Raw genomic sequence first — 12,919 nt, 5'->3', positions numbered from 1 at the left:
GATTGGAGATTTTAAATTTCACATCTTATATTGAATTGTTGATAAAAAATCTCTTGTAAATCGTAAATGTCATATTTTACTAATTTATGCTATTAAAAATTTCCTAAATGTACTCAACAACACCAGATACTTTTGCTGTCTTAGGTTCTTCATCACTGATAAGAGTGCGAGGAATCGCTGTGTAAACAGCTTTACCTTGCTATGAGTGGATCTGTGATTCCACGAAAAAAGCGCCCTCCAGTTAGAGAGCGCTGTTAAATTATATTAACGGAATATTAACCATGAATCGCATAATTTAGCGAAGCCACAGGTATTACCTCACCCGTAGCCAAATCCAACGGGAAGTTGTGAGCATTGCGTTCGTGCATCACTTCTAAACCAAGATTCGCACGGTTAACCACATCAGCCCAGGTAGGAACTACACGACCTTGAGAATCAAGCACTGATTGGTTAAAGTTAAACCCATTCAAATTAAAAGCCATCGTGCTGATACCCAAAGCCGTCAACCAGATACAAACTACAGGCCAAGCAGCCAAGAAAAAGTGCAAGGAACGAGAATTGTTAAAGCTGGCATATTGCCAAATCAAGCGTCCAAAGTAACCATGAGCCGCTACAATGCTGTAGGTTTCTTGTTCTTGACCAAATTTGTATCCATAGTTGATTGATTCAGCTTCCGTCGTCTCCCGAACTAGGGAGGAAGATACTAAAGAACCATGCATTGCACAGAATAAGGAACCGCCGAATACACCTGCGACACCAAACATGTGGAAGGGGTGGAACAGAATGTTATGTTCCGCTTGGAACACAAGCATGAAGTTAAAAGTGCCGCTAATACCTAGAGGCATACCGTCAGAAAAGCTACCTTGACCAATAGGATAAATTAGAAATACAGAAGTCGCAGCAGCTACAGGAGCAGAATAAGCTACACAAATCCAGGGACGCATCCCCAGACGATAGCTTAACTCCCATTGCCGACCCAGCCAACAAAAGATACCAAGCAGAAAATGCAAGACAATCAGCTGATAAGGACCGCCATTGTACAACCATTCATCCATCGAAGCAGCTTCCCAAAGCGGGTAGAAGTGCAAACCGATGGCATTGGATGTAGGTATAATCGCGCCAGTGATGATGTTATTACCGTAAAGCAAAGAACCAGAAACAGGTTCACGAATCCCGTCAATATCGACAGGTGGTGCAGCAATAAAGCCAATAATGAAACAAATAGTAGCAGTCAACAAAGTGGGAATCATTAAGACACCAAACCAACCGATATAAAGCCGATTTTCAGTGCTTGTAATCCATTGACAGAAACGATCCCACTGGTTACCGCTTTCGCCTCTTCTGAGAGTTGTGGTCATGGCTGTATCGTTTATAAATTGCTGACAACAAAGTTTCTCAATCCCTAAAAATTGAGAATTCCGCAGTTTTCAAAGATTTTTGCCAAATACCTTCTCCCTAATCACCGGGACTCTGTTATATTGCCTCACACCATGAAATATTGCTCATCTATTTCCCTAGGGAGATGGTGTGAAAAAAGGGGAAATTTTTCCCGGCTCTACTATCAGTTTTTACATAATTTTTTTGTATTTATCAACAATATTTTCATGAAGTTTCATTGCAATTTCTTGTTTAGCCTTGCCAACATCAAGAATTCAAAAGATTTAGTAGTAACTTCAAGTTTTGTTGAAAAAACACATGTTATTACAGCGTAAAATCACGTAAAAATTAGTAAAAAACCTCATTAAAATAGCCTATAAAGTCTTTTTCACTATATCAAGTGGGATTACTCATGCTATCAAGTAAAAATGGCGCTTAAGATAAATTACATTTATTCTTCAAGAGATTTTAACTGATATCTATCTAAGATGTTCTGAAAACTTAAATGTAAATTTCATAACTAAGTAATTTAGGTTTAAACCACATTTTTTGATCTGACAACAATTAGGGTATGCACTGCCACAGATTTCAACCGAGTACTGCTGAGTACTCTGAGCATCTCCAGTTCAACATTTGGTTATATGGAAAAATTCATGCATTGCGATCTTAAAAATGTTTCCATTCATCAATTGGTGGAATTTCAGGTGTCACAAACCCCTGATGCTGTAGCAGTTATTTTTCAAAATGAACAATTAACATATCAGGAACTTAATCAAAGAGCTAATCAACTAGCCCACTACCTGAGAAATCTAGGGGTAAAACCAGAGACTTTAGTTGGGGTTTGTATAGAGCGATCGCTAGAGATGGTAGTTGCGCTGTTAGGGATATTGAAAGCCGGTGGAGCTTATATACCCCTTGATCCTACTTATCCCCAAGAGCGCGTGGAATTCATGATAGAGGATTCCCAAATGCCAATACTCGTAACTCAAAAACATCTGCTGAAGGAATTACCAACAATAGATCAAAGAGTACAGGTCATTTACTTAGATGCAGATCGGCAATTTATTACTCAACACAGCACAGAAAATGTCGAGAGTGGTGTAAATCGTGAAAATTTAGCCTATACAATTTATACTTCAGGTTCTACTGGTAAACCCAAGGGCGTTCAGATTATCCATCGTGCAGTCATAAATTTCCTGAATTCTATGCGCCAAGAACCAGGATTGACCCAAAGCGATGTATTATTAGCGATTACCACAATCTCTTTTGATATTGCAGTCTTAGAAATCTTTTTACCTCTAATTGTAGGTGCTCGCATTATCTTGGTTAGTCGTGAAGCCGTTGCTGACGGCAAAAAATTATCGAAGATTTTGACTCAATCTGACGCTACAGTCATCCAAGCTACCCCAGCAACTTGGCGTCTCCTTTTGGAAGCCGGATGGCAAGGCAATAAGCATCTGAAAATGCTGTGTGGTGGAGAAGCCATGACTCTGGCGCTGGCTAATCAACTGCTGGAAAAGGGTGGCTCTTTGTGGAATATGTATGGGCCTACCGAAACCACTGTTTGGTCAATGCTTTATAAAGTAGAACCTGCTAGCAGCTTTGTACCCTTAGGTCACCCCATTGCTAACACACAGATTTATTTGCTACAAGAACCAGCACGCCGCCAAAATGATCCACTTAAACTTGCTCCTGTTGGTGTACCAGGAGAAGTCTACATTGGTGGTGATGGAGTTGCACGAGGTTACCTTAACCGTCCAGAACTAACTCGGGAAAGGTTCATTCCTCATCCTTTTAGTGATGAGCCAGAGGCCCGCCTCTACAAAACTGGGGATTTAGCTCGCTATCTATCAGATGGAAATATTGAGTTCATTGGTCGGATTGATTATCAAGTTAAAATCCGTGGTTTTCGAGTTGAATTAGGAGATATTGAGACAGCTTTAAGCCAGTATCCAGACGTAAAAGAAGCAGTGGTAATTGCTAGAGAGGATCAACCGGGAAATAAACGCTTGGTTGCTTATGTTGTTCCTAAAACTCACCGAGATGAGCTCGAGTCATCAACACCAATCGATCATTTTGCTACTGATCAACTTCAGGAATGGAAGCAGGTGTGGAATACTAACTACACCAATTCACCAGAGGATTGGGCTGGCTGGAATGATAGTTTCACAGGCCTACCCATACCAGCAGAAGAGGTGCGTGAATGGGTAGACACCACAGTTGAGCGGATTCTCTCTTTACATCCTCAGCGAGTTTTAGAGATCGGATGTGGAAAAGGACTACTCCTATTTCGCATTGCTCCTCACTGTAGTCACTATGTGGGGACAGATATTTCACCAGCAGCTATCCGCTATATTGAGCAGCAACTCCACAATGATCAACACGATTGGTCGCATGTAACAGTATCAGAGGGATCTGCTCATGAACTTGAACGATTAGAAGCAGCCAGCTTTGATACGGTAATCATCAATTCGGTGATTCAATATTTTCCTAGTGTGGATTATCTGTTGCAAGTAATAGAGAAGAGTGTCAAGTTAGTCAAACCAGGAGGGCAGATTTTTATTGGTGACGTTCGTAGTTTACCGTTACTAGAAACTTTTCATACTGCACTTCAAATCAACCAGACTATTACTTCTCTTTCTAGCTATCAACTCCAACAGCTAATTAGAGACAGAATTTCCCACGATAGAGAACTAGTACTTCATCCAGACTTCTTTTCTGCCCTGAAGCATCATATCCCTCGCATCAGTCATGTTCAAACCTTACTAAAGCGAGGTCATTCTCAAAATGAACTAATTAAGTTTCGCTTCGATGTCATCCTTCATGTGGAGACTAAGATGTATCCACATGCTGAGCCTTTATGCTGGGATTGGCAACAACAGAATCTCTCATTACCACTAATTTGCCAAGTACTTCAAGAGAAACAACCAAAAAATATCAAGATTCTCAATGTGCCTAATGCCCGTATTTTCCTAGATAGGAAAGCAGTGGAATTATTAGCAAGTATCAATAAACCTAAAACAGTAGGAGAATTACAGCAATCATTACGGCAAATTTCTCAAGAGACAGGGGTGCATCCAGAAGAATTTTGGAATCTCAACCAATATATACCTTATGGTGTCCAGGTTACTTATTCTGAGTGCAGGAATCCTGGTACGTATGATGTACTACTGCAAAATCAATTGAAAACAACAGACCAAAGCGATATTTTGGTTTTGCCAGAACAACTAGTGGAATTGAAGCCTTGGAATGACTATGCTAATAATCCTCTACAAGTAAACGAGAAAATTAACTTAGTTCCCCATTTGCAATCATTTCTCCAAAAGAATCTACCTGACTACATGGTTCCTTCAGCATTTGTAGTGATGGAGACTCTACCCCTGACACCAAATGGAAAAATTGATCGGAGATCGCTTCCCAAGCCCAAAAAAGACCGACCAATTTTAACGGGGGTTTACATTGCACCCACTACTTTGCTCGAAAAGCAACTTGCTGAAATTTGGTCTGAGTTATTAGACATTGAACCTGTTGGAATCTACGATAACTTCTTTGATCTGGGAGGGCATTCTCTATTGATGGTTCAGTTGCTGTCTCGGATAGAAAAGACGATGCAAATAGAGTTACCTCTGTCCTATGTTATTAAGGAGCCGACAATAGCTGGATTCATCAAAGCCATTGATATGTTGGAGTCCTCAAGTGATTACCGTTTCATTGAAGAAGAAACTAAGGTGGATTGGCAGAATGAAGTTATCTTAGACCCAACAATTCATCCGCAAGTAGAGTTTGTAGAATTCACAACTGAACCAGAACATATCTTTTTAACCGGAGCGACAGGTTTCTTAGGTGCCTTTCTTCTGTACGAGCTTCTACAACAAACACCAGCAAATATTTACTGCCTGGTTCGCGCTTCTAATCTTGAAGAGGGTAGACAAAAAATACAAATCAATCTAGAACGTTACATGCTTTGGAGTAATAAGTTAAGTTCTAGAATAGTTCCTGTAATAGGAGATTTATCAAAGCCGCTATTAGGATTAACTAACGAAGAGTTTAGAGATTTAGCTAGTAAACTTGATCTGATTTATCACGCTGGCGCATTCGTCAACCTAGTTTATCCTTACAGCACATTGCAACCTACCAATGTATTGGGAACTCAAGAAGTTTTGAGACTAGCTTCTCATGGTAAAGTTACCCCTGTTAACTTTATCTCGACGATTGATGTACTTAAGCCTCTTATCTTTTATGAAAAAAAGGTGATCCGAGAAGATGAGCACTTGGCACATGGTGAAGGGCTAACCAGGGGTTATACCCAAACTAAATGGGTTGCCGAACAGCTAGTAATGGCAGCTCAATACCGGGGAATTCCTGTTTGCATCTACAGACCTGGAATGCTCTCAGGTCATAGTCAAACAGGCGCTTATCACACAAACGACCTGATGGGAAGAATTATCAAAGGTATGATTCAACTGGGAACGGCTCCCAATCTGGATAAATGGGTGAATATAACTCCTATAGACTACGCTAGTAAAGCAATAGTACATCTATCAAGACAAAGAGAATCTCTAGGCAGAGCCTTTCATATTGTCAATTCTCATCCATTGTCTTGGAAGCAACTTGTAAGTGAAATCCGCAATTTAGGCTATTCAATTCAAGTAATGCCATATGAACAATGGCAAGCAGAGTTACTTAAGCTGGAAAAATCTCAAGAAAATGTTTTGACCCCAATCAGATCGTTATTTACCGAAAAAAATGCTCAAACCAAAATGACGTATTTGGAAACATTTCTCCTGACATCTCAAGCTTTTGACTGTGAAAATACCCTCAATGGCTTGATAGGAACTTCTATAGTCTGCCCACATGTTGATTCCACGGTTATGAATGCTTACTTTTCCTACTTTATCCAAAGTGGTTTTCTAGAATCTCCTGGAGAAAATGCTGAAGATACTACATACGTAGCTAAAGAAGCGATGGAGCTACATAAGATATATGATACCAATAAATATATACGGCTAGTTACTTGATTCCTGTCACCATCTACAAAATTATTCTTTGTTAGATGGTATTCTACCAATCTATTGGGGAACTATGAATTATGAGTACTTGTATAGATACTTAGATATGAGTAAGCAACATCATGCAGTTGCAGTAGGGTAGTACCAATGAAAACAAAGAAAAGCCTTATACATAATTCTATTGGTTCCAGACTATTTTTCTACGTGTTAAGTGGTGCTTTAGTAGGATTAGGTAGCATGTCCTACTTCTTCTATCAAGCACTGGAAAGTCGAGCTAAGGATGAAATTAAAGGTAATTTAAGTACACAAGTTAAGTCGGTAGAAGGGTCACTGGCTAGAGTAGAACAGTCTATGCGGAATCTATCTGCTGCTGTTAAAACTATGCAGCATCAAGGAATTAAAGATCCACAAGCATATAAACAATTAGTTTTTGATATATTCCAGGAACGTTCACTTCTAACAACTGGTCTTGGTATTGGTCAAACGCCCTTCCAACTGGTGCCAGATCGAGAATGGTATTGGCCGTACTTTTATATTGACCAAAAAACCTCTGGTCAGATAGGTGAAGTTTTACAAAAACCTTATAATCATATCCGTTATGCAGAACTTTTCAAGGAAGATAACTATCAAAAGCAAAGTTATTATCAAAAAGTTGTCAAAGCGAGGAAAGATATCTGGTATGAGCCTTATAAATGGTATGGACTAACTTTAACAACGTATACAGGACCTATAATTGCTGATAATAATAATTTAATTGGTGTCACTGGCTTAGATATCAATGTCACAGCTATAGGTGAAAAGATAAAAGTACCTGTGACAAAAGGAGGTGGTTATTTCGTTATTTTAAGTGAACAAGGCAATTTACTGGCATATCCACCAGAACCAGAAAAAGCTAAGTCACTTGCAACCTATAAGGATATACCAGAATTAAGGTATGTATGGGAACGAATTGCCAGCAACAATGACGGTTTTGTGCAGGCAAAGGGTAAATATTGGGTATTTCAACGGGTACATGGAACCAACTGGTTAATGCTGGCAGTAGTACCTCAGTCGGTTGTGTTAGTCCCGGTATTATCTATTGCCGTTGGCGGTGCTTTAGGTGCTGGTATGGTACTAGCTTTAGTAGTCACTTTATTTATCCGTCAACTCAATAACCGCTTACAACCTATTCTTGAAGAATGCCAAAAGTTAGCAGAAGCTGATGCCCAAAGGGCACTTCGTTTGGGACAAGATAGTATATTGGTTGTTAATAGTCACAAGTCCCAAAATTTTGAGTTGCAGGATGCTGATGAAATAGAAATTTTGGCACAGTCTTTTAATCAGATGGCAGTCCAATTAAAGGAGTCATTTGAGGACTTAGAACTGCGAGTTGAGGAACGCACAGCTGAACTGAAGGAAGCTAAAGAATTAGCTGATAGTGCCAATCGTGCTAAAAGCGAATTCCTTGCTAACATGAGCCATGAACTACGCACACCCCTGAATGGGATTTTAGGTTATGCCCAAATTTTGCAAGCTTCCAAGAATCTAACGGAAAAGCAGCTCAAAGGTATAACTATTATTAATCAATGTGGCTCACACCTCCTGACCCTAATTAACGATATTCTTGACCTTTCTAAAATCGAAGCTCGGAAAATGGAATTGTATCCTACAAGTTTTCATTTTCCTTCATTTCTCCAGGCGGTTGCTGAAATTTGTCGCATTAAAGCTGAACAAAAAGGTATAACTTTTGTTTATCAGCCCGATGACCAACTGCCAATTGGTATCCAAACAGATGAAAAACGGTTACGTCAAGTTTTGATTAATTTACTAGGCAATGCAATCAAGTTTACTGAAAAAGGTAGTGTCACATTTATAATAAAAATTCAGCAGATAAAAAATCGTTATCAAGACGAACCATTAACCTACCAAATGCGCTTCCAAGTCGCAGACACTGGTGTAGGTATGACTAGTGAGCAAATAGAAAAAATATTTTTACCTTTTGAACAGGTAGGTAACGTTAAAAAACAATCAGAGGGAACTGGATTAGGTTTAGCTATCAGTCAAAAAATCGTTGCTATGATGGGCGGAACTATAGAAGTAAAAAGCCAACCCGAAAATGGTAGCATCTTCTGGTTTGATGCAGAAATCTCTGAATCAATAGAATGGGCAGATAAATCAAAGTCTTCTCAACAGGGAACTATTGTTAGTTTTACAGGCGAAAAACGAAAAATTTTGGTAGTAGATGACCGTTGGGAAAATCGCTCTGTATTAGTTAATCTACTGGAACCCATTGGTTTTGAAATTATCGAAGCAGAAGATGGACAAGAAGCATTAATAAAAACTGCTGATTTTTCCCCTAACTTGATTATCACAGATGTGAGTATGCCAGGAATGAATGGATTAGAGATGATACAAAATTTGCGAAATTCTCCTGATTGGAGTCATCTGAAAATAATTGTCTCATCAGCAAGTGTGTTCGACTCTGACAAGCAGAAGAGTTTAGATGCAGGCGGTGATGACTTTCTTCCCAAGCCTGTGCAAGCATCTGATCTATTTGAAAAATTACAGATGTATCTAGAACTAGAATGGATTTATGATGACAATAATACAGATTTACCAAAGATAGAAGAAGTAGTAATACCTCCAATAGAGGAAATAAAACAGTTGTATGAACTGGCGTTAAAAGGTCGGATTAAAGCTATCCAAAAACAACTAAATCAACTAGAGAAAACGGATATTAAATTTAAACCTTTTGTTCAAGAATTACAGCAATTAGCGCAAAGTTTTCAAATAGAAAAAATTCAATACATTATGGAGAAATATATCAAATCAAAATAATTAAATTCCTCATTTGTTAAAATTTATTTGTTTCAACAAAAATTAAAAAATAAAATAATGCAAAACTCACAAACAAATTTCATATTGATTGTTGATGATACTCCGACAAACTTAGAAGTACTTTCGGAAGCTCTCACAGATGCCGGATTTGATGTGGCGGTTGCAACTAGTGGTGAAAGTGCAATTAAGCAAATTGAATACGAGCCACCAGAACTGATTTTGTTAGATGTAATGATGCCAGGAATTGATGGCTTTGAAACTTGCCGGAGATTGAAGGCAAATCATAAAACAAAACATATTCCGATAATTTTTATGACTGCCCTTGCTGACACAGTAGATAAGGTCAAAGGCCTTTCTTTAGGTGCTGTTGATTATATCACTAAACCGTTTCAGCAAGCGGAAGCCCTAGCCCGTATACAAATTCATTTGCAGCTGCAAAATTTTAGTGTAGCCCTGGAGAAACAAAATACACGTCTTCAACAAGAAATTGAAGAACGAGTGGCCGCCGAATTAGCATTACAGAAGTTAACTCAAGAGTTAGAGCAACGGGTAGAAGACAGGACTAAGGAACTTTCCCAAGCAATACACGATCTACAAAAGGCTCAAGTGAAGCTAATCCAGGCAGAAAAATTAGCTACTTTGGGTCAATTAGTAGCAGGTGTTGCACACGAAATTAATAACCCAGTTAACTTTATACATGGCAATCTTCAGCACGCTAGTTGTTATATTGAAGACTTGCTAGAACTCATTAACCTCTACCAGACTCAGTTTCCTAATTCCACCCCAGAGATTACAAAGAAATCCAAAGAAATAGACCTGGAGTTTCTCAGGTTAGATTTACCGAAAATAGTCTCTTCAATGGCAGTTGGAACGCAACGGATTCAGGAAATTGTCCAATCCTTCCGCAACTTCTCCCGTCATGACGAAGCTGAAGTCAAAAAAGTAAATATCCACGATGGGTTAAACAGTACACTGATGCTCATTGACCATCGCTTGAAGACCAAACCAGGCTATCCGGCGATTCAAGTGATTAAAGAATATGGGAATTTGCCTCCAGTTGAGTGCTTTGCGGGAAAAATGAACCAGGTGTTTATGAACATCCTCAGCAATGCAATTGACGCTTTGGAAGAGTTAATGGGGGATATGCAGAGTTTTGGCCATAGCCTATCGCCAATGATTCGGATTCATACAGAAGTTGTGGGTGGCGATCGCATTGCTATTCGGATTGCTGATAATGGCCCGGGAATTTCCGAAGCAGTTCAAAAACGCGTGTTTGACCCCTTCTTCACTACTAAACCTGCGGGTAAAGGAACAGGGTTGGGAATGTCAATTAGCCATCAGATTGTAGTTGAAAAGCATGGTGGTTCGTTGTACTGTATCTCCAGCCTCGGGAAAGGTGCAGAATTTATCATTGAGATTCCAATTCAGCAGGTACAGTTGTCCGATCCTAGCTGGTGGGAGTCTCCAGACTTATCTCAAAACTCTATACATAGTCAAACATCTCCTCTCATAGCACAGATATAAGTATTAGGTAGCAGATAAGATAGTAGGGGCAGGAGTTAGTTAAGGGTAAATACTTAATATAGGCAATAATTAAAATGAGTATTAATGCTCATCTATAATATTAGTAATACGCTGCCATTGACGATCAACTGGTTTTTCAGAGTCATCTAATTCATAACTGCTGCCTATTTGCGCTCTAGCTTCCCATTGCGGACTTGTACCACAGGATGATTGCACCTGCGTACTAGTTGTTCATCGTGAGTAGTTACAATTACTGTTGCTCCAAAGGTATTTAACTTTTGGAGAATCTGCATCACTTGCCAAGAATTATCTGGATCGAGGTTTCCTGTGGGTTCATCCGCTAAAAGCAATGGTGGTGTTCCGACGATCGCCCGCGCAATGCTAACCCGTTGTTGCTCTCCACCAGAAAGTTGATCTGGAAAGCAGTTAGCTTTAGAAAGCAAACCCACAAGCTTTAATGTAGGTTCTAAACGGCGTTGAATTTCTTTTTTGGTATATCCTTGAGCTTGGAGGACAAAAGTCACATTTTCAGCTACTGTCCGCTGGGGAATGAGTTTATAGTCTTGAAACACAATCCCAATGCGTCGCCGCAATAATGACAAGCGATCGCCCCGCAAAGCCGCGATGTTGCACCGCTCAACAATTACCTCTCCCTGTGTTGCCAACTCTTGGCCATACAAAAGTTTCAACAGAGTTGATTTACCAGAACCACTAGGGCCTGTGATAAATAAAAATTCTTTTTGTTTTACCTCTAGGTTGACATCTAACAAAGCGTGACAGCCATTACTATAGGTTTTTGTGACAGAACACAATTGCAACATGACATCAGTGTTGCGCTTGTCAGTCTCTCTACCTTCTGGATGTACAAATTTGTGATTCGTTTGTTGATCTGTTAATACTGACATTGCTGTGTTGTTGGGTACAGATTGATCGAAAGAAAGTTGAAATTCCATACAAAATTAATGATTCCCAGACAGAAGCTGGGAATCTCAAATCTCAATTCAAAAATCTCAAATTTTTTCTGCACCGCAATCCGGAGGGAGCAGAGGGGCAGACGGGTAGAGAAAAAATAACAAATACCCAATGCCCAATGCCCTTGGCCACAAGCCCAATGCCCAATGACTTTTTTCGCTAACTAATTGCACCTCTTGCAGTGAAGTGATAGATAAAAGCTTTGAAGACAAACTCTGGCAAAGCTAACATCCGTCGCCAGCGCCAAGGTTCTTGATAAAGCCGATATAGCCACTCTAAATTGTTATTTCCTAACCAAGCCGGAGCGCGAGTTTTTGTCCCCGACCAAATGTCGAAACTACCTCCAACACCAATCCAAATGGCGTGAGGACACAAATAACGGTGTTGCGCAATCCATAACTCTTGACGTGGTACTCCCAAACCCACAAAAATCACTTGTGGCTGCAATTGGCTCAGAGTTGCGAGCAATCTTTCTTCTTCTTCTTTGCAATGGTATCCGGAGTGAGTACCTGCTATATTTAAGCCAGGAATTTGCCTGTGACAAAACTCTGCAGCTTTTGCAGCCACTCCCGGTGCTCCTCCATAGAAAAATACCTTAGCGCTTGTATGTTGTTGTCCCAGTTCTCGCAATAGTGTTTCTGCTAGTTCAATACCAGGACAACGTTGCACTTTTTGCCATAATAGCAATCGTAAATACAGAACTACTCCTGCTCCATCTGGAATCACTAACTCAGCATCTTGAATGACTTTAGCTAGGACACTATTACGCTCTGCCTGCATAGTCATTTCTGCATTGAGTGTTACCACATGAGTTCCTCTGCCTTGTTGCAGGCATTCTAGCAACCAGCCTGGATAGTTAGCCATCACATGGACTGGTATTCCCAAAACTGAAAATGCTTGATAGCGTTTAGACATAGCCGATTCTTACTTGAGCCTCACACCACAATTTCTCGCAGCTTAGTTTATCAAATTTTTTAATATATTGTCTGTTGTCATTTTAGCAACAAGCAATTTGTTTTTGACATCGATAAAACTAAGTAAATTATCTTTTATGAGTGATTGAAAAATTTCTATGAATACTCAATATTGACTATTTAAAGTAATAAAAATAACTTATATAATAATTGCCACCGACTGCCCAACCGCAACACAGCAGTAAAGAAATTCCCACTGCCCTGTGTGCCTGCGGTGGTTGACCTATTACCAATGCACTTGTACAA

6 protein-coding genes are annotated in these 12,919 nt (G+C 39.7%); 3 read left to right on the top strand and 3 right to left on the bottom strand.

What is annotated here, in order from left to right; genetic code table 11:
* Window positions 1–275: 275 nt before the first annotated feature.
* Window positions 276–1,358 carry a photosystem II q(b) protein gene (gene psbA, locus AACU32_RS30150; RefSeq protein WP_096605197.1) on the bottom strand — a complete coding sequence of 361 codons (1,083 nt, stop codon included), beginning with the start codon at window positions 1,356–1,358 and terminating at the stop codon, window positions 276–278.
* Between the two features lie 672 nt (window positions 1,359–2,030).
* Between psbA and AACU32_RS30145 the strand changes: the two genes are divergently transcribed.
* From AACU32_RS30145 to AACU32_RS30135, 3 genes are all read left to right on the top strand, one after another.
* Window positions 2,031–6,395 carry an amino acid adenylation domain-containing protein gene (locus AACU32_RS30145; RefSeq protein WP_096608239.1) on the top strand — a complete coding sequence of 1,455 codons (4,365 nt, stop codon included), beginning with the start codon at window positions 2,031–2,033 and terminating at the stop codon, window positions 6,393–6,395.
* A gap of 138 nt (window positions 6,396–6,533) precedes the next feature.
* Complete coding sequence (locus AACU32_RS30140; protein WP_096605195.1) at window positions 6,534–9,203, top strand: hybrid sensor histidine kinase/response regulator; 2,670 nt, start codon at window positions 6,534–6,536, stop codon at window positions 9,201–9,203.
* Window positions 9,204–9,260: 57 nt separating this feature from the next.
* Entirely contained in the window at window positions 9,261–10,727 is a 1,467-nt protein-coding gene (locus AACU32_RS30135; RefSeq protein ID WP_096605193.1) for a hybrid sensor histidine kinase/response regulator, read from the top strand.
* Between the two features lie 164 nt (window positions 10,728–10,891).
* Here AACU32_RS30135 and ftsE read toward each other — a convergent pair whose 3' ends face one another.
* Complete coding sequence (gene ftsE, locus AACU32_RS30130) at window positions 10,892–11,632, bottom strand: cell division ATP-binding protein FtsE (RefSeq protein ID WP_096608238.1); 741 nt, start codon at window positions 11,630–11,632, stop codon at window positions 10,892–10,894.
* Window positions 11,633–11,858: 226 nt separating this feature from the next.
* Window positions 11,859–12,614 carry a WecB/TagA/CpsF family glycosyltransferase gene (locus tag AACU32_RS30125; RefSeq protein WP_096605191.1) on the bottom strand — a complete coding sequence of 252 codons (756 nt, stop codon included), beginning with the start codon at window positions 12,612–12,614 and terminating at the stop codon, window positions 11,859–11,861.
* Window positions 12,615–12,919: the final 305 nt, after the last annotated feature.

Origin of the sequence: Calothrix sp. NIES-2100 (assembly GCF_963875285.1) — a bacterium.
Lineage (GTDB): Bacteria > Cyanobacteriota > Cyanobacteriia > Cyanobacteriales > Nostocaceae > Aulosira.
This window is presented reverse-complemented; position numbering and strand designations above follow the sequence as displayed.